This is a genomic window from Streptomyces sp. NPDC058653 (genome assembly GCF_042716895.1).
Classification (GTDB): Bacteria; Actinomycetota; Actinomycetes; order Streptomycetales; family Streptomycetaceae; genus Streptomyces.
Genome location: NZ_JBHXRM010000030.1, coordinates 30,752 through 52,873, shown reverse-complemented (window position 1 = coordinate 52,873; position 22,122 = coordinate 30,752). Strand labels below are relative to the sequence as shown.

At 73.5% G+C, this 22,122-nt stretch carries 13 protein-coding genes; 5 read left to right on the top strand and 8 right to left on the bottom strand.

Annotated features, from left to right (window positions below; all coding sequences use genetic code 11):
• Positions 1 to 88: 88 nt before the first annotated feature.
• The 7 genes from ACFWU9_RS24195 to ACFWU9_RS24165 form a co-directional block, all read right to left on the bottom strand.
• Complete coding sequence (locus tag ACFWU9_RS24195; protein WP_384321727.1) at positions 89 to 736, bottom strand: DsbA family oxidoreductase; 648 nt, start codon at positions 734 to 736, stop codon at positions 89 to 91.
• Positions 737 to 854: 118 nt separating this feature from the next.
• Entirely contained in the window at positions 855 to 2,540 is a 1,686-nt protein-coding gene (locus tag ACFWU9_RS24190; protein WP_384321725.1) for an ABC transporter ATP-binding protein, read from the bottom strand.
• The gene (locus ACFWU9_RS24185; protein WP_384321723.1) at positions 2,537 to 3,496 is read right to left on the bottom strand and encodes an ABC transporter permease; all 960 of its coding nucleotides are present in this window, start codon (positions 3,494 to 3,496) and stop codon (positions 2,537 to 2,539) included. Before ACFWU9_RS24185 ends, ACFWU9_RS24190 begins: the two co-directional genes overlap by 4 nt.
• Complete coding sequence (locus tag ACFWU9_RS24180) at positions 3,486 to 4,442, bottom strand: ABC transporter permease (RefSeq protein ID WP_384321721.1); 957 nt, start codon at positions 4,440 to 4,442, stop codon at positions 3,486 to 3,488. Before ACFWU9_RS24180 ends, ACFWU9_RS24185 begins: the two co-directional genes overlap by 11 nt.
• Positions 4,442 to 6,016 (bottom strand): ABC transporter substrate-binding protein, encoded by a 1,575-nt coding sequence (locus ACFWU9_RS24175; RefSeq protein ID WP_384321719.1) that lies wholly within the window; start codon positions 6,014 to 6,016, stop codon positions 4,442 to 4,444. Before ACFWU9_RS24175 ends, ACFWU9_RS24180 begins: the two co-directional genes overlap by 1 nt.
• Positions 6,017 to 6,109: 93 nt before the next feature.
• The gene (locus ACFWU9_RS24170) at positions 6,110 to 6,979 is read right to left on the bottom strand and encodes a DUF1684 domain-containing protein (RefSeq protein ID WP_384321717.1); all 870 of its coding nucleotides are present in this window, start codon (positions 6,977 to 6,979) and stop codon (positions 6,110 to 6,112) included.
• Positions 6,976 to 7,917, bottom strand: coding sequence for a 3-hydroxyacyl-CoA dehydrogenase NAD-binding domain-containing protein (locus ACFWU9_RS24165; RefSeq protein WP_384321715.1), 942 nt, complete (start codon positions 7,915 to 7,917; stop codon positions 6,976 to 6,978). Before ACFWU9_RS24165 ends, ACFWU9_RS24170 begins: the two co-directional genes overlap by 4 nt.
• A 269-nt stretch (positions 7,918 to 8,186) precedes the next feature.
• Between ACFWU9_RS24165 and ACFWU9_RS24160 the strand changes: the two genes are divergently transcribed.
• Entirely contained in the window at positions 8,187 to 8,324 is a 138-nt protein-coding gene (locus ACFWU9_RS24160; protein WP_384321713.1) for a hypothetical protein, read from the top strand.
• A gap of 13 nt (positions 8,325 to 8,337) precedes the next feature.
• On the opposite strand, the gene ACFWU9_RS24155 is transcribed toward ACFWU9_RS24160, so the two are convergent.
• The gene (locus tag ACFWU9_RS24155; protein ID WP_384321711.1) at positions 8,338 to 8,733 is read right to left on the bottom strand and encodes a winged helix-turn-helix transcriptional regulator; all 396 of its coding nucleotides are present in this window, start codon (positions 8,731 to 8,733) and stop codon (positions 8,338 to 8,340) included.
• 170 nt (positions 8,734 to 8,903) lie between these two features.
• Between ACFWU9_RS24155 and ACFWU9_RS24150 the strand changes: the two genes are divergently transcribed.
• The 4 genes from ACFWU9_RS24150 to ACFWU9_RS24135 all read left to right on the top strand — a co-directional run bounded on the left by ACFWU9_RS24150 (position 8,904) and on the right by ACFWU9_RS24135 (position 22,000).
• Positions 8,904 to 10,154 (top strand): Kelch repeat-containing protein, encoded by a 1,251-nt coding sequence (locus ACFWU9_RS24150; RefSeq protein ID WP_384321709.1) that lies wholly within the window; start codon positions 8,904 to 8,906, stop codon positions 10,152 to 10,154.
• A gap of 155 nt (positions 10,155 to 10,309) precedes the next feature.
• Complete coding sequence (locus ACFWU9_RS24145; RefSeq protein ID WP_384321707.1) at positions 10,310 to 11,470, top strand: Kelch repeat-containing protein; 1,161 nt, start codon at positions 10,310 to 10,312, stop codon at positions 11,468 to 11,470.
• A complete protein-coding gene (locus ACFWU9_RS24140) occupies positions 11,467 to 12,615 on the top strand; it encodes a Kelch repeat-containing protein (RefSeq protein ID WP_384321705.1) in 1,149 nt (382 codons plus the stop codon). The genes ACFWU9_RS24145 and ACFWU9_RS24140 overlap by 4 nt, the downstream gene beginning before the upstream one ends.
• Before the next feature lie 124 nt (positions 12,616 to 12,739).
• Positions 12,740 to 22,000 (top strand): neuraminidase-like domain-containing protein, encoded by a 9,261-nt coding sequence (locus ACFWU9_RS24135; protein WP_384321703.1) that lies wholly within the window; start codon positions 12,740 to 12,742, stop codon positions 21,998 to 22,000.
• The last annotated feature ends 122 nt before the right edge of the window (positions 22,001 to 22,122 follow it).

Sequence of the window (22,122 nt, the reverse complement as noted above, 5' to 3'; positions counted from 1 at the left end):
CGTGAGGGCAGCCGCGGTCCTGGTCGCGGCGGGCGCGTCGGGCGGCACCCCGGGCGATCGGGGAGGTGCCGGGGTACCGCCCGTCGTGTCAGGCGGTACGGACGGTGGCGCGGTCCAGCAGTCCGGCGAGGACCTCGACGGGCTGCGCGCCCGAGACGGACCACTGCTCGGCGATGACGAAGGAGGGCACTCCGGAGACGCCGAGGCGGGCGGCCCGGTCCTCGTCCGCCCTGACGGCGTCGGCGTACGCGTCACCGGCGAGCACGTCGCGTACCGGGCCGGTGGCGAGGCCCGACTCCTCGGCGAGCGCGACCAGCGTGGGGTGGTCGGCGACCGACGCGCCCTCGGCGGTGTAGGCGCGCATGAGCCGTTCCTGGAAGCGTTCGGCCAGTCCTTCGGTGTCCGCGTGGTGGACCAGCCGGTGGGCGTCGAAGGTGTTGACGGGACGGGCCCGGTCCAGGTGGTACTCCAGGCCCTCGGCCGCGGCCTGCTCGCTGACCCCGGCGAGCAGTTGGGCGGCCCGCTCCGGCGGGATGCCCTGGCGCCTGAGCATGCGTTGGGGGATGGTCTCCTCGGTGTCGCGCAGGGCGGCCGGGTCCAGTTCGAAGCTGCGCCAGCGCACGCGCACGGCGTCCCGTTCCTCGAACTGTGCGAGGGCCTTCTCGAACCGGCGCTTCCCGATGAAGCACCACGGGCAGACGACGTCGGTCCAGATCTCCACACTGATCTCGTTCACGCTCCGGAGCCTAGAGGGGGAACATTCTCCGAGTAAGCCCCAACCTGGAAGTAAGCCCCAACCCTCCACGTAGGCATGCAGGCCCTCCGATCGGGACGCCGTAGCGGTGTGACGCACATCACCCCGCCCGGCGAGTCGTGGGTCGTACGGCCTCCGCGTCGAGGAGTTCCCTGGTGTACGGGTGCCGAGGGGTCTCCAGCACGTCGGCGCTCGAGCCCGACTCCACCAGCCGCCCGGCCCGCATGACGGCCACCCGGTCGCACAGCTGACGCACCACGTGCAGCTCGTGGGAGATGAACAGGCAGGTGAGCCCCAACTCGGCGCGCAGCCCGGTCAGTAGCTCGACGACGCGGCGCTGCGCGAGGGGGTCCAGCGCCGACACCGGCTCGTCGCACACCAGCAGCCGGGGTCCCGGCGCCAGAGCACGGGCGAGCGCGACGCGCTGGCGCTGGCCGCCGGAGAGCTCGGCCGGGCGCCGGTTCAGCAGGTCGCTGTCGAGCGCGGTCAACTCCAGCAGGTCCCGCACCCGTTCGCGACGGCGGGCGGCCCCGTCGCCCCTGGCGCGCAGCGGCTCCTCGATGAGACGGCGCACGCTCCAGCGGGGGTCGAACGCCGCGTACGGGCTCTGCTGGACGAGTTGCGGGCGGACCGGCGACGGCGCGTGCTCCAGCCTGCCCGAGGTCGGCGGGGTCAGACCGGTCACCAGCCGGGCCGTGGTCGACTTGCCTGAGCCGGACTCGCCGACCAGTCCGAAGAACTCGCCCTCCCGCACGGTGAATCCGACCCCGTCGACCGCGCGCAGCGGCTGCCCCCGGCCGGACCGGTACTCCTTCACCAGGTCCTCGGCAACGAGGACGGGCGCGCCCTCCGGCTCGGTACGCGCCGCCCGCCGCGCCGGCCGGGCCGCCGTGACGAGGCCGCGGGTGAGGTGGTGGGCGGGAGCGTCCAGCACGCTCGCGGCCGGGCCGGTCTCGACGACCCGGCCCCCGGAGAGCACCGCCACCCGGTCGGCCCGCTCCCTGGCGAGGGCGAAGTCGTGCGTGATCAGCAGCAGCGCGGTGCCACACTCCGCCACCACCTCGGCGAACCGGTCCATGATCCGGCGCCGTACGGTGGCGTCGAGCGCGCTGGTGGGCTCGTCGGCGACGACCAGCCGGGGCCGGGCCGCGAACGCCGCGGCGATCAGGGCCCGTTGGCGCTGTCCGCCGGAGAGGGTGTGCGGATAGGACCGCGCCACCCGCACCGGATCGTCGATGCCCGCCTCGGCGAGCAGGTCCACCGCCCGTTCGCGCGCGGCGCGCCGTCCGGCGAGACCGTGGGCGCGCAGACTCTCCACGACCTGGTCCCCCACCCGTACCAGCGGGTCGAAGGAGGCGGCGGGGTCCTGGGGCACGAGCGCGACCACGGCGCCGCGCAGGGCGCGCAGTTCGCGCGGGGAGCGGCCGGTGACCTCGGTGCCCGCCACGGCGATACGCCCCGACGCCACCCTGCCGCCGACGGGCAGCAGCCCCAGCACGGCCTGGGCCAGGGTGCTCTTGCCCGAGCCGGACTCCCCGAGCACGGCGAACACCTCCCCCGGCGCGACGCTCAGCGCGACGTCCTGAAGGACCGTCCGGTTCCCGTACGTCACGTGCAGCCCGCTCACTTCGAGGGCCGGCGGGACCACGTCGGACACCGCCGTCCCCGGCGGTTCGGGCGCCGGCTCGGAGGAAGGTTCGCAGGACGGCGCGGACGCCGCTTCGGACGCCGCCTCGGACGCCGCTTCGGACGCCGGTTCGCAGGGATACCGCTGTGAAGACGTCATGAGCTCCGCTCCCGTTCCTCCCGCTCCAGGGCACGGCCCACCCGTTGCAGGGAGGTCACCAGCGCCACGAGTACGAGCCCCGGCAGTGTGGTGAGCCACCACGCCGCCGTCAGATAGTCACGGCCGCCGGAGATCAGCGCGCCCCACTCCGGGGCCGGCGGCGGAGTGCCGAAGCCGAGGAAGCCGAGCGCCGCGACGCCGAGGACGGCGGTGCCGCACTCCAGGACGGCCAGGACCAGGACCGGCGGGGCCGCGTTCGGGACGACGTGCCGCAGCAGGATCAGCGGGCCCGGTACGCCGGCCAGCCGGGCGGCGTCCATGTAGTCGGCCGCCGCGACGCGCAGCACCTCGGCCCGGGTGACCCGGGCGATCCCCCCGACGCCGCCCGCGCCGACGGCGACGGCCACCTGGACGGTGCCGAAGCCGAGGGCCGAGACCACGGCGAGGGACAGCAACAGGCCCGGCACCGCGAGCAGGACGTCCACCAGCCGCATCACCACCGTGTCGACGGCCCGCCCCGCCGTGCCCGCGACCGCGCCGAGCACTCCGCCCACCAGCAGGCTGAACCCCACGGCAAGGAGCGCGGCGGACAGCGAGAGCCCGGTGCCGTGCACCACCCGGGCGTACAGGTCGCGGCCCAGATGGTCGGTGCCGAAGGGGTGTCCGGCCCCGGGCGGCAGCAACCGGTGCGCCGGGTCGGCCCGCAGGGGGTCCGCCCCGGTGAAGAGACCGGGCGCGAGGGCCCAGGCGAGGGCGACCGTGAGGACGAGCACACAGAGGAGGAGCCCGGGGCGGCGCAGGATCCGGTACGGCCCGAACCGGCGCCGCGCGGGCTCCGCGTCCCTCTCCCCGCGCGCCCCGGGGGCGGTTCCGCCCGGTCCGGCGGGCCCCTCGGGCATACGGTCGGCCACTGCGGCGGGACCGGTGAGGATGCGGTCGAGCGCGTCACCCCGCATGGGGGACCTCCGTCGCCGTGCGGGGATCGAGCAGCGGGATCGCCAGGTCCACGGCGAGGTTCGCGAGCGCGGTGACGGCGGCGGCCAGCGCCACCACGCCCTGCACCACGGGCAGATCCTGATGGGTGACCGCGTCCACCGCGACGCGGCCCACCCCGTCGCGCGCGAACACCGTCTCCACGAGTACGGCGCCGGCGAGGAGCTGTCCGCACACGACACCGAGCATCGCCACGGCGGGCACCGAAGCGGTGCGCAGCGCGTGCCCGAACAGCAGCCTCGCCCGCCCCGCGCCCCGGGCCCGCGCGACGTCGGCGTACGGCTGCGCCAGCGCGTACCGCAGCCCCCGCCCGAGGATCTGGGCGAGCACACAGCCGACGGGGACGGCCAGGGTGAGGGCGGGGAGCAGGGTCTCGGCGGGCGAGCGCCCGCCGCCGGTCGCGGGCAGCAGCCCCCAGCGGAAGGACACCCACTGCATGAGCAGCAGCCCGAGCCAGAAGCTGGGGACGGCGGTGCCGAGGGAGGGCAGTGCGGTGGCGGCGCGCCGCAGCGCCGCCGACCGGGGCCAGGCGCCACCCACGGCGAGGAGCAGCGCGACGAGCACGCTGAGTGGAAGGGCGAGTCCGGCGACGGCCAGCGTGTCCGGCAGGGCGTCGGTGAGGGTGGTGGTGACCGGCGCGCCGCTGCGGATCGACACCCCGAGGTCGCCGCGCAGCGCGTGCGTGAGCAGCGACACGTACTGCTCGGCGACGGGCCGGTCGAGGCCGAGTTGGTGCCGTAGCCCGGCGGCCTGTTCGGGGTCCACGGCGCTCCCGCTTCCGGAGGCGCCGCTGAGCATCGTCTGCACCGGGTCCCCGGGGAGCAGGAACAGGACGACGAAGGTCAGCGTGTAGGAGGCCCAGACCACGAACAGCACCCGTCCGGTCCGGCGCAGGGCGTACCGCGGCATCAGCCGATCCAGGTGTCGTGCAGCAGCAGCCGGTTGGAGGCGTCGAGCCCCAGGCCGTGCACCCGGTCGCTGCGGGCGACGGTCACCTCCACCTCGTTCAGAGGCAGTACGTGGGCGTCCTCGACGAGCCGGGTCTGGACCCGGCCGAAGATCCGCTCGCGCTCGGCGTCGTCGGCGGAGGCCGACGCCCGGCGCAGATCGGCGCGCAGGGCGCGGTCGGGGACGGGGTTCTGCTCGGTGAAGACCGTGGTCAGCACGTCGGGGTCGGCGCGGTTGGCGCTCTGCAGACTGAGGTCGTACTCGCCGGAGCCGAGCACCTGCGGGAAGCGGGAGACGGTGAGCGGCCGCAACTCCAGCCGCACACCGATCTCCTTGAGCTGCTGCTGGACCAGTTCCAGGCTCTGCTGGCGTACGAAGACGGCGTCCAGACGCAGTTGTTCGCCCTCCTTGACGCGAACACCGTCCGGTCCGGGGCGCCAGCCGGCCGCGTCGAGCAGACGTTTCGCGCCGTCCGGGTCATGGCCGAGACGGGCGCCGAGGTCGGTGTAGTCGGGTGTGGTCGAGGACAGGACGCCGCTCGCGGCAAGTCGGGGAGAGCTGAGGAAGGCCAGGGCGATCGCCTCGCGGTCGATTCCCTTCTGGAGCGCGCGCCGGACCCGGACGTCGCCGAGCGCCGGGCGGGCGGTGTTGACGTGGAGAGCGAGCGGGACGCCGGGACCGGTGCGGCGCAGCAGCGCGAACCCGCCGCCCTCGAACCGTGCCGTGTCCTGGGGCGCGACGGCCGTCGCCACGTCGAGCTGGCCCGAGGACAGGCTCCCGGAGCGGGTGGTGTTCTCCGGTACAACGCGGTACTCGACGCTCTTCAGGTACGCGCCGCCCCGCCGGGCCCACAGCGGAGAGCCCCAGTCGTATCCAGGGCGTCGGTTCAGCGTGACGGAGGTGTTGGCGCGGTAGGTGTCGAGCGTGAAGGGGCCGGTGCCCCGGATCTCCCCCGTGCACCGCTCGCGCGGGCTGCGGGCCAGCGAACGCGGGGAGAGCAGTCCGAGGGAGACGGTCGATGTCCCGCGCAGGAACTGGGCGTTGGGCGTGGCGAAGAGGACCGTGGCCGTACGAGGTCCTTCGACCCGGGTCTCCCGGTAGCCGGAGAGATGGACGGCTCCGCGCGACAGGGCGGGGCCCAGCCGGTGCACGGCGTCGAAGTTCGCCTTGAGCGCCTTCGCGTCGAGCGGTTCGCCGTCACTGAAGGTGACCCCGGGGCGGAGGGTGAAGGTGAAGCGGGTGGCCCGTTCGTCGCTCTTCCAGGAGGTCGCGAGCCAGGGCACGGTCTTGCCGGTGCGCGGGTCCTGGTCGGTGAGGGAGTCCACCACCTGGCGTCCGATGTCGAGACTCTGCCCGAGCGCGGACTGCTGCGGGTCCAGACAGACCGGGTCGTGGTCGAGACCGAGTCGGAGGGTGCCGCCGTCACGGGGCTGTCCCGGGCGGGCGCCGCCGTCGGCGCCGCCCGAACAGCCGGTGAGCGCGATCAGGGCCGCGACCGCGACGGGGACGGGTGACCTGGACAGGCGTGGGCGCATGGGTGGTGTCCTCGCTTTCTCGCATGTGCGTGGTCGGTGTCCGTGCGGGCCGTGGGCCGGGGCGTCCGCGTCCGGGCCGGGGGCCGGTGACGGTCAGAGCACAGGGGTGAGTTCGCCCGCCTCCACGGCGATGGGCAGGGTGTTGCCCGTGGGCGGCAGGGCGCAGGAGGCGTACGGGGTGAAGGCGCACGGCGGGTTGATGGCGCGGTTGAAGTCCAGGACGACCTCCTGCCCGTCGCGCAGCGCCCCCGCGGGCCTGCGGGCGTACAGCACCCGGGCCGCGCCGTAGGTCGTGGCGCCGCTCGTCAGATCCCGGAAGGGGATGTTCAGCAGGTCCTCCCGGCCGCCGTAGGGCTCCAGGGCCAGTTCACGTCCCGCCAGCCGGAAGAGCAGCCGGCCCGGGATGGAGAACTCCCTGCGTACGGTGTCCAGCGCGGTGGCCAGCACCTGGCGCCGGGGCTGCGGGTAGGAGGCGAAGACGGCGCGCGTGACCCATTCGGGACGGGGCGGCAGGGCCGGTACGTCACGGAAGCGGCGCAGCGCCGGGGAGCGGGGGGAGCGGGGGCGCAGGGCCCAGCGTGTCTCCTGTCCCCCGGTCTCGGGGAACGCGAGTACGTCGACGCGCAGTTCGCCGCTGGTCACCTGGACGGCGCCGCCGGGCGGGGGCACGATCCCCTCGGACCGTACGGGCACCTCGCCGTCGACCAGGACACCGTCGACCCGCAGTGCCTCGGCGGCGGTGGCACGCGCCCGGACTCCGCCGGCCGTCACCCACCACAGCCCGGGCACCCCCGGATGGCTCTGGGGTTGGGTGCCCAGCCAGTGCAGTCCGACGGGCGACAGGATGCCGTAGGGCTCGCGCAGTTGGGTGAGACGGGCGACGCGCCACTGCTCCCAAGAGGCGAGGAAGGCGTCCTGGGCGGGGGCGGGGGCGGCCGGGTGGGTGCGCGGCGATTCGCTCACGCCCGGCCCTCGGCGCGCAGGGCGGCGATGACCGCGTTCTGCCGTCGGTCGCGGCGGGCGGCCAGTTCCGGGTACGGGTGGCGGGCGAAGCCGCGTTCGGCCTGGGCGAGGATCGTCTCGACGGTCTCCTCGTCGGCCGGGGGCCGGCCCAGTGACTCCCAGCCGCGTTCGAGTCCGGCGCCCAGATGCGCGAACCAGTGGCGCAGTCCGCCGGGGCCGCCGCCCAGATGGAAGGCCTCGAAGGGCCCGACGACCGCCCAGCGCTGGCCGATGGACGAGGTGACGACCGTGTCCAGCTCGTCCACGGTCACCACGCCTTCGCGGACGAGGTGGACGGCTTCGCGCAGGAGCGCCGCCTGGAGGCGGTTGGCGACGAACCCGGGCAGTGCCCGGCGCAGCACCACGGGGCTCTTGCCGAGGCCTCGGTAGAAGTCGACGGCCCGGGCCACGAGGGCCGGGTCGGAGCCAGGGGAGCCGACGACCTCGACGAGCGGCACGATGTGCGGCGGGTTGAAGGGGTGGCCGATGACGACCCGGCCGGGTTCGGCGAGTTCGGCGCCCAGTTGGTCGGGCAGAAGAGTGGAGGTGGACGACAGCAGGAGCGCTCCGGACGGTGCCGCGTCGGCCACGCGCGCGAACAGCTTCTGTTTCAGCGGCAGGTCCTCGGGTGCGTTCTCCTGTACGACGTCGGCGTCGCCGACCGCGTCCCGTACCTCCGGCACGAAAGTGATCCGGTCGAGGAGCGCCGCGGGGTCCACCGCCCCGTCGGGCAGCGTGGCCGCGTATCGCGGGATCGCCCCGGCGACGTACTCCGGCGCGTCGGGGCGGGTGCTGCTGACCCGCACCCGCAGGTCCCGGGCGGCGAACAGGGCGATCCAGCCGAGCGCGATGGTGCCGGTGCCGATGACCACCGCGGTCCGGGGTGTCTGCGTGCTCATTGTCCGCTCCCGCCTGCTGAGGAGAACCTCCGGTCCCCCCGAGCATCGGGAGGCGGCCTCGAAAGCGGCTCAAGGGTCGGTGGAGGAGCCCCGTTGGAGGCGGATTCGACCGGCGCTCCAGTGCCGGGGAGAAGGATCGGCGGTGCACGGCGCCAGGCCGTGGGCGCCAGGAACGTACGACGGGAAGGGAGTTGGCCATGGCGGCGAACGAGACACGGCGGACGGCGACCGGTCGGGCGGCACATCGGGCGCCCCGGCCCCCGGATCAGGTGGCCCATTCGGACCTGGCCCTGCGGCTCGCGGGGGCGCTGCTGGTCTGCCGTGATCCCTCGGTCCTGTGCGGGCTGCTGGGCCTGGACCCCGAGCCGGACGAGCCCGGAAGGCCGTCCGCTCCGGCGAACCTCTGAGTGCCGCCCCGGCTCAGGAAGCGGTGTCGTGGGCGCGCTGCGCCTCCACGATCGCGGGCGTGCGGGCCGAGATCCAGTCGATCAGGCTCTGGAGCGGATGCGCCAACTCCTGCCCCAGGGGCGTCAGGGAGTAACTGACCTTGGGCGGCAGCGCGGGCTCCACCTCGCGGGCGACGAGCCCGTCCCGGCCCAGGATCCGCAGGTTCTGCGAGAGCATCTTCTCGCTGATCCCGCCGACCCGGTCCCGTACCTCGTAGAAGCGCAGCGGCCGCTCGCGCAGCGAGGCGAGGATCAACACGCCCCAGCGGCTGGTCACATGGTCGAGCACGACACGCCCCGGGCAGTCCACCCGGAACGCGTCGCCCGCGCCCTCGGGGAGCCGGGACGTCGCGGAGTTCTCAGCGGCCATGGTGCGAGCTTAAGCGACTCCGGCGCCGGCCCCCGGCCCGGAGCCGGACGGCGGGCCTCTACCACGGCGAGACGAGGGCCACTTTCTCCCTACTCCATACGAGTGATGTGGCGTGTCCGCGGCCGGGCGGCTGGGGAGTAACGGGCCGACGAAATGAGGTCCGGCACCGTGTGGGAACCGAGCGAAGCACCGCCCCGCCCCCCGACGGGGGCATCGTGACGTACCCGCCGAGCGGGCGCGGCCCCCGGCCCGGGCCGGCGCGTGCCGCCACGGCGGCTCCCCCGGGGAGCTGGCGCCCGGCGCCCGGGATGCCGTACGCGGGCTTCTGGGCGCAGCCGGCCGACGCGGCGGCGCCGGTCGGTGACGGCGACGTCCTGCTCGCCGGTGGTGAGGACGGTCGGCGGATGCCGACCGACGCGAGCGCGGTGTTCGCCCCGGCGACCGGGCTCTGGACCTCCAAGCGACCGCTGGGGCAGGCCCGGCGCCTGCACACGCTGACCCGGCTCGGGACCGGCCAGGTGCTGGCGGTCGGCGGTCTCGGGGAGGGGCCCGGAGTTCCCACGACCGGCCTGGCGTCGGCGGAGGTGTACGACCCCGGCAGCGGCGGCTGGTCGCCCGTGGGCGAGCTGAGCCAGCCCCGGTTCTCCCACTCGGCGACGGCCCTGGAGGACGGCCGGGTCCTGGTCGCGGGCGGCTGCACGGGCCGTGACGCGCACACGTTGCGCACCCTGCGGTCCGCGGAGTTGTACGACCCCGACAGCAGGCGGTGGACCACGGTGCGGGCCCCGATGACGGACGCCCGCTTCGGCCACCCGGCGCTCCGGCTGAGGGACGGGCGGGTGCTGCTGGTGGGCGGGGCCCTCGCGGTCGGCCGCGGGAGCTACGCGGCGCTCGGCCACTGCGAGCTGTTCAACCCCGACGACTCCACCTGGGCACCGACCGGCACGCTCGCCTCGGCCCGCAAGGGGCACCAGGCCACGCTCCTCCTCGATGACGACGTGCTGGTCACGGGAGGGGACATGAAGGGGTTCCGGGAGACGGACTGGCTGTACGACCCGTACAGCCAGTGGACCACCGAACGGTACGACCCGGACTCCGGGAGATGGACCGCGGACGCGGACATGCCCTGGGGCCGCAGTCATCACCGCGCCCTTCTCCTGGAATCGGGCGCCGTGCTCGTCCTCGGCGGCACGGACGACTCGTCGCTCGCCGTCGGATATCAGAACGCCGTCCGCTACGACCCCGACGCGCGGGCCTGGTCCGCCGAGATCCCCATGGTCGAGGGCCGTTGGGCCCCGGCCGCGATCGCTCTCGGCGGCAGCCGTGTCCTGGTCCTCGGCGGTCTCACCCACTCCGGGGCGGCGGCGCCGGTCCTGGGCGAGGACCGGGTCACCGCCACCACCGAGATCTACACGCCCTGACCGCACGCCCCACCGGCGCACGGTTCGAGAGGAGGGGAGGAGTGGGAGTGCGCGACCTACTGGCGGGCGGAGCGGGCGCCGGGCCGGGAGCGGGCGCTGTGCCGGGAGCGAACGCTGGGGCGGGAGCCGGCACGGGATCGAGGGCGGGTGCGCCGATGGAGGCCCCGCCGGAGGTCCGGGGCGCCTGGACGGACGCCGGGGAGCTGTCCGTACCGCTCGTCTACCGGCACGGACAGTACGAGGGACCGGTCACGCTGCGGGACGGCCGGGCGCTCGCCGCGGGCGGCGCGGGGCGGCTGCTGCTCTCGCTGGACACCTCCAGCCTCTACAACCCGGTCGGGAACACCTGGACATCGACCGCCCCGCTGCTCCAGGACCGGCGCATGCACTCCCTCACCGCGCTGTGCGACGGCCGCGCGCTCGCCGCCGGGGGTATCCCCGGGCCGCAGGCCTTTCCGCAGCCGGCGGTGGACCACGCGGAGTTGTTCGACCCGGTCGGCGAGGCGTGGACGGCGACGGCGCCCATGGGAGAGACCCGTCAGGGTCACGCGGCGACGGTGCTCGCGGACGGGCGCGTGCTCGTGACGGGCGGTCAGCGCCCGCGTCCGCCCCGTGGCATGGGCACGCTCGCCACGGCCGAGGTGTTCGACCCGGAGCGGGAGGTCTGGGAGCCGACCGGCGCGATGGCCCTGCCCCGCTGGCACCATCTGACGGTCCTGCTGCCCGACGGCCGCGTCCTCGCGGTGGGCGGCCTGACCGCCACCGGACAGCACGGCGCGAGCCCGGCGCTCGGGCTGTGCGAGCTGTACGACCCGGACACGGGGACCTGGTCGCCGACAGGTTCAATGCGCGCCGCCCGCGCCACCCACCAGGCGGTGCCCCTCCCCGACGGTTCCGTTCTCGCGGTCGGCGGCGCCCACACCGACAGGGCGGACGACGCCCGCTTTCACCCGTTCAGCCTGGCGGGCACGGAGATCTACGACGTCGCCGCCGGGCAGTGGCGCGACGGGCCGTCGCTGCCGTGGGGGCGCGGCTACCACCGCGCGCTGCCGCTGGGCACTGGTGAGGTGGTGGTCTGCGGAGGGACGGAGAACTCCTGCCTGGACGTGGGGTTCGCGAGCACACTGCGATGGAGCCCCGGGACGCGCCACTGGCGGCCGGCGGGCCCCATGGCCACCGGCCGCTGGGCGTTCGGCGCGACGGTGCTGCTCGACGGACGGGTGCTCGCCATCGGGGGTGTCTCGCGGACAGGCGCCCCGGCTCCCCGACCGGGCGAGGACGTACCGGCCGCGAGGGCGGAGGTGTTCACGCCATGAGCGGGGGGAGCTGGGCGCCGACCGGCGAACTGCCCTGGGAGCGCAACCTGTTCGGCGCCCAGAGCGGAGCCGTACTGCTCAGGGAAGGAAGCGTCATGATCGCGGGCGGCGGGGACGGCCGGCTCACCGCGCAGGACGGCGCCGCGCTCTACGACCCGCGTGCCGGGGTCTGGCGGACGGCCACGCCGCTCCCGGAGCCGCGCAGAATGCACTCGACCACCGCGCTCGCCGACGGACGCGTCCTGGTCGCGGGCGGGTACGGCTCGTCGGGCTTCCCGGTCCCCGCGCTGGACACGGCGGTGGTGTACGACCCGGTGGAGCGGAGCTGGTCGCAGACCGGTCCGATGCACGGGGGACGGTACGGGCACTCCGCGACGCCGCTGCCGGACGGCCGGGTGCTCGTCGCCGGCGGCAGCGCGGCTCGCTCGTCGGACAGTGAACGCGCCCTCCTCTCGGCCGAGATCTTCGATCCGGAGAGCGGTGCCTGGACGCCGACCGGGCCGATGGACGACGCCCGCTCCTTCCACCCCGCCGTGCCGCTGCCCGACGGCGGTGTGCTGGTGGCGGGCGGCTGGGTGGTGACGGGCCGCGGCTGGCCGGGTGGCGCCGGCCTCGCCGGCTGCGAGCGGTACTCCCCCGCGACCGGCCGCTGGACCTCCACGGGTGCTCTCACCACTCCCCGTACGGGACACCGGCTCACCGCGCTGACCGACGGCACGGTCCTCGCCACCGGGGGCGGTGACCCGGACGGCGGGGTCCAGGGACGCCCCGACCCGTACAGCCGGGCCACCGCCGAACGCTTCGACCCCGTCGCAGGTGTGTGGAGCCGGACGGCCGACATGCCGTTCGGCACGGCGATGCACCATGCCGTACTGCTCCCGACCGGGGAGGTGATGGTCGTCGGCGGCACCAACGGCGCCCTTGGCGAGGCGGGTCTGCGCGCTGCCGCGCGCTACCACCCGGGCGTCGGGGCCTGGACCCGGGAGCGGGGAATGGCGGTGGGGCGTGTCGACTTCGCCGCGACGCTCCTCGCCGACGGCCGGGTGCTCGTCGCGGGCGGGGCGGAGCGCACCGGCCCGGCCACCCGCGCCGGCGGATACCACCAGCTCACCTCCACCAGCGAGTTGTTCCTGCTGCGGATGTGACCCACCGCCCCATGCACCCACCCACCCGACGACGGGCAGCCCCCGGGACCGTCACGACCCGGCCCGGCACGCACTTCCGACACCCCGACCCGACCGACCACGAACAGCCGAAGAGGAGTGCGTCATGACCGACGCCACCGTCCACCGCCCCGACGCCGAACCACCGCCGGCGCCTCACGTCGTCACCGGCACCGTCACCGACGAAGGGCGCCCGGCGCCCGCCGGCACCCGGGTCGCCCTCGCCTCGTGGCGGCTCCGCTCCACCAGCGGGCTCGGTGAGACACGGACGGGCAACGACGGCCGCTACCGGCTGGAGTACCGGCCGCCCGACGGCCCGGCCGGTCTGGTCGCGCGGGTGACGGCGCCCGACGGCAGGACCGCCGAGGTGATCCGTCCGGCTCCCGGCCCCCGGGAGGTCGTCGATGTCGCCCTGCCCGCCGATCCCCGCAGCGAGTACGCCCGCCTCCTCGCGGCGGTGACACCCCGGCTCGACGGGGCCGACCCGGCCGGGCTCAGCACCGACGACGTGGGGCTCCTCGCCCACGCGACCGGCCGTTCCCCGGAGCACATCGGCCATCTCTCGACGGCGGCCCGTCTCGCCGCCGCCACGGGCGAGTCGCCGGAACTGTTCTACGGCGCGCTGCGGCGCGGCCTGCCGTCCGATCCCGGTGATCTCGCCCTGCTGCCCGCCGACACGGTCCGGGCCGCGCTCGTCACCGCCGCGGAGGCCGGGCTCATCGGATCGGCGGAGGGCGCGGACGGTCTGGTGGCCGCCGTGCGCGCGCGTCAGCTCAGCCCCGGGGACGGTACGGGCGGGACACCGGCGCCCGCCCTGGCCCGTCTGTTCACGATGACGATCACGGACCCGGAGGTACGGCTGCGGCTGTTCTCCGCCCATCTCGACCACGCGGGGCCCGACGGCATCGCCCGACGGGCCCCGGCCGACGCCGGCGCGCCGCCGGCCGAGGCCGAACGCCTGCGGCTTGCCCTCGAACTCAGCCGCGTGACGGACGGTCACCCCGAGTTGGTGGGCGCGCTCCTGGAGCGTTTCGACAGCGGAGAGCTGCACCACCCCCGGGATCTGGTACGCCTGGACGGGCAGTGGGAGGGGATCGTGGCGGAGGCGGGCGGCCCGCCTCCGGAATCCGCCCGGTCGTCCTCGCCCTCCGCTCCGAGGTCCTCGTCCCCGTCCCCGTCGTCCTCTGCCCTGTCCAGGTCCCCGTCCGCGTACGCGGCGGAACTGCGCGCCCGGGTCGAACGGAGCCATCCCACCCCGTACATCGCCCATCGACTCGCCACCGCTCCGGGGCCGGACACCGCTCCCGCCGCCCGGTTCCTCGCCGAGAACCCGGACTTCGACCTGATCGGCACCCCGGTCGACGCCCGCGCCGTCCCGGACGCACTGGCTCGGCCGGAGCTGGCGGCCATCCAGCGCGTCTACCGGGTGGCCCCGCGCTTCGACGCCGTACGGGCGCTGCGGGACCGGGGCTTCGCCTCGTCGGCAGCCATCGCCGGGCTGGCCAGGGAGACCTTCACCGAGCGGATGGCGGAACACCTCGACGAGCAGGAGGCGCACGCGATCCACGGGCGGGCGCTGCGCGTCCACGCCGCCGCCGTCAACCTGGTGGCGGACCTGCGAACCGCCGGACAGTTCGACGTGCCGTGGCTGCCCGCTCTCGAACCGCAGACCTCGCTGATCCCGGACTGGGTGGAGCTGTTCGGGTCCGCCGACAGCTGCGCGTGCAGGGAGTGCCGCACCCTCTACAGCCAGCCCGCCTATCTCGTGGACCTGCTGTACTTCCTGAAGCGAGCGGCCTCCTCGGGCCCCTTCGGTGAGCTGGGCGAGAGCCCCATGGCGGACGCCCTCCACGCCAGGCGCCCCGATCTCTGGCATCTGAAGCTCAGTTGCGACAACACCGACCTCAAGCTGCCGTACATCGATCTTGTGAACGAGGTGCTGGAGAGCGCCGTGGCGTGGGATCCCGCCACGGAGGCCCCTCTGCGGCAGAGCAGCGGCGACGCCGCCCATCTGCGGGTCCAGCCGCAGTGGACCAACCACACGGCGTACAACCGGCTCGGCGCCGCCGTCTACCCGTGGACGCTGCCGTACGACCTCTGGTCGGACCGGGCCAGGACCCATCTCGGGCTGCTCGGTGTGCGGCGCGAGGAGCTGATGGCCACACTGCGCCCCGCCATGGCGGACTCCGACGACGTGGTCGCGGAGACGCTGGGCACGACCCTGGACGCGATGCGGATCATCACCGGCGAGACCCCGGCGACGGTCCACACCCTGGCCTCCCTCTACGGCAAACCCGCGGACCTGCCACCGGACCGGCTCCTGGACTCCGTCTCTACGGTGCGGGCGATGCTCGACACCGCCCGGCTGGACTACGCGGAGCTCGAATCGGTCCTCGACACCCGTTTCATCGACCCGGCGGGGAGCGTGGCGATCGAACCGGTCGATCCGGACCACCCGTGCGACACCCGTCTGCTGCGGATCACCGGCCTCAGTACGGAGATCCTCGAACGGCTGCACCGCTTCGAGCGCCTGCGGTCGCTGCTCGGCTGGCCCGCCCACCGGCTCGACGCGGCCATCGCCACCTGTACGCCGGGAGAGCTGACCTCCACGACCCTGGCCTGTCTGGTCGCGGTGCGCCGCCTCGCCGAGCGGTTCGGACTGCCGGTGGACCGGGTCCTGTGTCTGTACGGGGTGGTGGACACCCATCTGTACCGGACGGGCGACGAACTCCCGCTGTACGACCGGCTGTTCCTCGACGACACGGTGATCGCCGCCATGCCGGGCGACCCGAACCCCTTCGCGCTCAACGCGGAGCGTACGGAGATCGCGGGCGCGGGAGACCTGCGCTCCTGGCCCGTGTCGGCCGCCCTGCTCGGGGTCCTGGAGGTGACCGACAGCGAGCTGGCCCTGCTCGTCGACGGGCCCCTCGCCGTGGTCGCGGACAGCCGGCTGACGCTGGCGAACCTCTCCGCCCTGCTGCGGACGGTGACGCTGGCGCGCGCCGTCCGGCTGCCCGTCGCGGATCTTCTGCGGCTCTTCGAACTCCGGGGCCGTGGCCCGCTCCCCCACGGCGGACCGGCCGGGAGCGCCGCCCACGACGGGGAGACCGAACTGCCCGCCGGCCGGCCCCTGCGGCTGCGGCCCGTACCTGACGAGGACCCGGGACGGCGCGGGACACCACTGGCGGACGGCCGCCCGATCGGCGAAGCACCGCGCGCCGGCGACTCCGGCGCGTCCGTGCGCGCGTCGCTCGCCGACACGGTCCGCTTCGCCGACGAGGTGGAGTCGATCCTGGCCGCCGGCCTCACCGTCGCCGAAGCCGACGCCGTACTGACCGCGACGACCGGGCCCGAGGGCACGGCCGTCCCCTCCGACGCCACCCTCGGCTCGGTGCTCACCGGCCTGCGCTCGGCGGTGCGGGCCGTGTACGAGCAGACCGCCCGGACCACCGACGACAAAGGCGGGCTGACGGGCAGGCAGCTGGCGCTGCTCGGCTGGGACGCGGCCCGGGTGGAGCAGGCGGTCGACACCCTCCTCGGCACCGCCGTCTACTCCGCCCCGATCGCCAACGACGTCGGCGCCCGCCCGTATCCGGCGGATCTCCCCCTCCGTTTCGAGCCCGGTCCCGACGGGCAGGGCATGCTCCGCTTCACCGGTCCCATGACGCTCGGCCAGAGGGAGCGGATGTACGCGCTGGGCTCCGGCGAGCTGTGGGGCATCGCCGTGCGGAAGCTGTTCTCCGGGCCACGCCAGTTCGTGCTCACCCAGATGAACGCCTATCGGATCCCCGTGTACACGACCCCCCTGAGCGCCCTGCCGGCCGATCTGGTGATGCCTCCCCAACTCGTGGGCAAGGTCTTCCACGATCCGTCGGCGGGCGCGCTCTGCTCGCACGGCCAGCTCGTCCAGGAGGAGATCGACGCGCTGCTCGCCGCCTCGGAGGACGGGGACTTCCTCAGGGCGGTGAGCCTTCTCCAGCGCGTACCCGCCGAACAACCCCCGGAGGAGGAGAACCGGTTCCTGGACCAGGCGCGGGCCGACGCCCTGTTCGACCAGCCGCTGGCCGCCGCCGACCGGTTCCATCTCGTCCTGTCGGTGCTCGTGCCGGAGCTGCGGCGCAGGCTCGGCGAGACGACCGTGAAGCTCCAGCTCGGGCAGGCGGTCGGCGTCGACGCGGCCGCCGCCGACGCCCTCCTCGGCGGATGGCTCCGGGCCCTGTCGGTGACGGGACCGCTCGTACTGGACTTCCTGGCGCCCGCGTTCGTCGGCAGCGACCAGGCGGTGCCGCTCACCCGTCAGGGGTTCCCCGTCCAGTTCACCGCGCTGTCGCTGCTCCACCGGGTCGCGCTGGCCCTGTCGCGGCTGCGGGTCACGGGCAAGGAACTGCCGTGGGTGATCGGTTACGCCACGGGCGCCGGCTGGCTGGATCTGACGGCGCTGCCGCCCGAGCGGGTCACCGGCGCCTCACCTCTGTACCGGCCGTTCCTGCGACTGCTCGATCTGCTGGCCCTGCGCGGCCCGGTCCCGGGCGGCTCGCCCACGCTCGGTGCCGCGCTCGCGGCGGGCCGGGGCGCGGGGGCGTCCGGGGACCGGGTGCTGGGTGTGCTGAGCGAGCGGACCGGCTGGAACCATGAAGACCTCGCGGTGCTCTGCGCCGCCGGCATGGTGGAGATCACCGTGCCGGGGGAACTCGCCGACGAACGGGGCCTGCGCAAGGTGGCCGCGGCGGTGTCGCTGCTGCGCCGGCTCGGCGTCTCGGCGGCCCGCGCCGCCGCCTGGATCCCCTCGCGCCTGCCGATGGACATGGTGCAGTCGGCGATGATGGCGGCCAAGTCACGGTTCTCGCCCGAGGACTGGCTCACCGCCGCCCTGCCCGTACAGGACGCGCTGCGCGAGCGTCAGCGGGCCGCGCTGGTGGCGTATCTGCTCGGAAACACACCGCGCGGCGGTGACGGGACCCCGCTGTGGGCCGACACCAACGACCTGTTCGACCATTTCCTGCTCGATGTCGAGATGAGCGGCTGTCTGCTCACGACCCGTACGGCGCAGGCGATCAACACGGTCCAGCTCTTCGTCCAGCGGGTGCTGCTCGGACTGGAGGCGCCGGTGCTCCCCGGGGGCGACTCCACCTGGGAGCAGTGGGAGTGGATGAAGCGCTACCGACTGTGGGAGGCGAACCAGAAGGTCTTCCTGTACCCGGAGAACTATGTCCAGCCCGACCTGCGGGCCGGCGCGTCCCCGTTCTTCACCGGCCTGCAGAACGAGCTGATGCAGAAGGAGGTGATCGCCGAGAATCTCGACGAGGTCTTCCGCAACTACGTCGAGCGGCTCGACACGGTCTCCCGCCTCCAGCCCTGCGGGATCTACCACGACCGTTCCACCGGCACCGAGATCGTGCATCTCTTCGCGTGCACCGATTCGGCCCCGCGTACCTTCCACCACCGCCGGTGGATCAAGAACCGGACGGTGTGGACGCCCTGGGAGAAGATCGAACTCGACATCGACACACCGGCCCTCGTCCCCGTGGTCTGGAACAACCGGCTGCATCTGCTGTGGCCGACCTTCGTCAAGTCGGGAGACTCCAAGGCGATCACAGACCTGCCCAGCGAGAACACGCCGATCCAGACCCCGCCGACGTACTGGAAGATCCAGCTCAACTGGACCCAGTACGCGAACGGGGCGTGGCAGGCGAAGCGGATCACCAAGCAGACCATCGACACCTTCAAGTACGCGCTGCCCCTGAGCGAGGAGGATCAGGCGAAGGCGGACGCGGACCCCTTCGCGGGTACGGGCCGCTACCGCTTCTATCCGCAACTCAACCCGGCGATCGGGGAGTTGACGGTGTGGAGCGTGCTGAACCTGCGGGAGTACGTCAACCCCGACCCGCGCCCCGGCGTGGTCTCCGGCGCGTTCCGCTTCAGTCCGCGCGCCGGGTCGGTCAGCGTCGATCCCACCAGGTGGGTCGAGTGGGAGACCCCTGAGGCCGCGACCCGGGGACAGATCCTTTTCCCGCCCGAGGACTCGCTCAGCCTCAACAACGAGTTCGTCCAGTACCGGCTCCCCGGGACACCCCCCGACCGGCGGGAGAAGTTCCACGTACCCGAGGTGACACAGTTCCGGGGAAGTGTGCTGCTGCTCGACAACCCCCAGGGTGCGCAGCCCTTCCGGCTCCAGCTGCCCGTCGCCTTCTCCGCGCCGGGGAGCTGGCTCTACGACTCGGCCGCCTTCACCGACGGGGCGCGCAGCTACCTGATCACGCCGGACACCCGGCTCAGCCGACCACGCTATCTCTTCACTCCCATGTACCACCCGCACGTCGACCTGTTCGTGAGTATCCTCAACCGCTCCGGCACGGACGCGCTGTTCGACCGGGCGGTCCAGCTCGCACCGGGCGACAAGTGGCCTCTGTTCGACTTCGGCTCGTACGCTCCCAAGGACGAGGTGTCCCCGGAGCGCCCTTCCGAGGCGGAGGTGGACTTCACGCCGGAGGGGACCTACGCCGACTACAACTGGGAGCTGTTCTTCCATGTCCCGCTGCTGATGGCGCAGCGGCTGAGCGCCAATCTCCGGTTCGCCGAGGCCCAGCGGTGGTTTCACAAGATCTTCGACCCGACCACCCGGGACGGAGGTGAGTCGCCGGCCCGGTACTGGATCACCAAGCCCTTCCATCTGCAGAAGCACTACCAGCGGGACCGGATCGAGGAGATTCTGGAGCGGCTCGCCTCGGGGAACGTGGAGGAGCGGCGCCGGGTCGAGGAGTGGCTGGCCAACCCCTTCGAGCCGCACGTGATCGCCAAGTTCCGCACCACCGCGTATCAGAAGGCGGTGGTGATGAGGTATCTGGACAATCTGATCGCCTGGGGTGACCAGCTCTTCCGCGAGGGAACGCTGGAGTCGGTGAACCAGGCGACCCAGATGTACGTCCTGGCGGCGGAGTTGCTCGGACCGCGCCCCGAGACGGTCTCCGCGCGGGAGGAGCCGGCGCCGCTGAGCTACGCCGAACTGCGGGCCCGGGACGGGAGGGCACCGGATCCGGTGACGGCCGCCGAGCATCTGATCCCGGCCGGCGGGGAGGAACCGCCGTCCCCGACGATCTCGCCCGGTCTCGGTCTGGGCTGGCTGGACTACTTCCGTATCCCGCCCAACGACCAGCTGCTCGGCTACTGGGACACGGTCGAGGACCGGCTGTTCAAGGTCCGGCACTGCCAGGACATCGACGGTACCCGGCGGGAGCTGGAGCTGTTCGGTGCCCCGATCGATCCGTCCCTGCTGTCCCGCGCCGCCGCGTCCGGGGCCGACCTCCAGTCCGTACTGGAGGACATCGGCGGCCCACTCCCCCACTACCGCTTCGCCACCATGATCGCGAAGGCCCGTGAGTACAACGCCGAGGTGAAGTCCTTCGGTTCGCAGCTCCTCGCCGCGCTGGAGAAGCGCGACACGGAGGCCCTGGCCCGGCTGCGCGCCACGCACGAGACGGCCCTGCTCGACGCGGTCCGGGACGTGCGGACGGCACAGGTCGACGAGGCGGCCCAGACGGTGGCAGGGCTGCGGGAGGCACGCGCGGGGGCGGCCGGGAAGCGGGAGTACTTCACCACCCGCGAGGCGATGAACTCCGGCGAGAAGGTGCACGAGGTCCTCAGCCATCTGGCCATCGGCCATCAGTTCGTCGCGGCGGCGATCGACATGACGGTGAGCGTCATGCGGCTCCTGCCGGAGTTCAAGGTCGGCTCGCCGACGACGATCGGTGTGACCTGGGGCGGCACCAACCTCGGCGAGGCGCTCAAGGGCCTCTCGGGCTCGCTGTCGCAGATCGCCGGCACCCTCAACTCCGGGGCCTCGCTCGCCGCGACGCTCGCCGGGTACCAGCGGCGCTCCGAGGAGTGGGAGTTCCAGGCGGGGCAGGCCGATTCGGAGATGGCCAACCTCGACGCCCAGATCGCGGCCGCGGTCGTGCGCCACGACATCGCCCGGCGGGAGCTGGCCAACCACGATCTCCAGACGGCCCACACACGGGAGGCCGACCGGTTCCTGTACGACAAGTACACCGGACAGGAGCTGTACGACTGGATGGTGGGGCAGCTGTCCACCACCTACTTCCAGGCCTACCAGCTCGCGTACGAGACGGCCAAGCGGGCCGAGCGCGGGATGCGGCACGAGCTGGGCGGCGACGGTTCGCCCCTCGTACGGTTCGGTCACTGGGACACCCTGCGCAAGGGCCTGCTCGCGGGTGAGCGGCTCGCGGCGGACCTGAACCGGCTGGACGCCGCCTATCTGGAGTCGAACGCGCGTGAGTTCGAACTGACCAAGGCGGTCTCACTGGCCCAGCTCGACGCGAACGCCCTGCTGTCGCTCAAGGAGACCGGCAGTTGCTACGTGTCGCTGCCGGAGGCGCTGTTCGACCTCGACGCGCCGGGCCACTATCTGCGGCGGATCAAGACGGTGAGCTTCACGGTGCCCTGCGTCGGCGGCCCGTACACGAGTGTGAATCTGACGGCCACTCTGACCCGGAGCAGTGTGCGCGCCGACCCCCGGCTGCCCGGCAACCGCTACGCGCGGCAGGCTGCCGACGCCAGGTTCCGAGACTACGCGGGTCCCGCCCAGTCGATCGTGACCAGCACGGGCCAGGACGACAACGGGATGTTCGAGACGAATCTGCGGGACGAGCGCTTCCTGCCCTTCGAAGGGGCGGGTGTCATCAGTGAGTGGAGGCTGAGCCTCCCGGACGAGTTCCGGCAGTTCGACTACGAGTCGATCGCCGATGTCGTGATGCATCTGCGCTACACGGCGCGGGAGGGCGGGGTCGAACTCGCCGGGCGGGCCACGCTGGAGCTCCGGGAGGGCCTGAACGGCTGGCTGCACGCCCATGGCGGAAAGGGTCTGCTGCGGGGCTTCAGCGCACGCCGGGAGTTCGGCGACCAGTGGTACCGGTTCGTGAGCGGAACCGCCCCGTCGCTGCGGTTCACCGCGTCCAAGCGGTTCTTCCCGCGGCTGTTCGGCGACGACACGATCACGCTCGCGGAGCCCCAACTGGCCCTGGTGCTCTCCACCGATCTCGTCCCGGGCGGCACCGAGAGGTACGTGGACTGCTTTCACGAGGAGGGTAGGGCCGATCCGACCGTCACCCTGACCTCCCCGGGCGGGGTGGCCACGGAGGCGGCCCTCTCCGCCGATCCGCAGCTGAAGGGCCAGCCGCGCGCCCGGTTCACCGGCGCGGGCGGGCCGGTCGCCGAACGCGACGAGGACTGGCTGGTGACGGTGCCGCTCGCGGAACTGGACCCACGGCTGCTCAAGGACGGCGGACTCGACCCGGACGCGGTGGTGGACCTGCTGCTCGTCTGGGAGTACACGGTGTCGCGGGTGTCCTGACGGCCGGACGGGGGGCGGGGGGGGGGGCGGGGGACCCCCCCCCCCCCCCCCCCCCCAAACCCCCGGGGACCAATTAGGTTTGACGATTGCCCCAAATAAACCAGGGGATAGTTAGAAAGTTA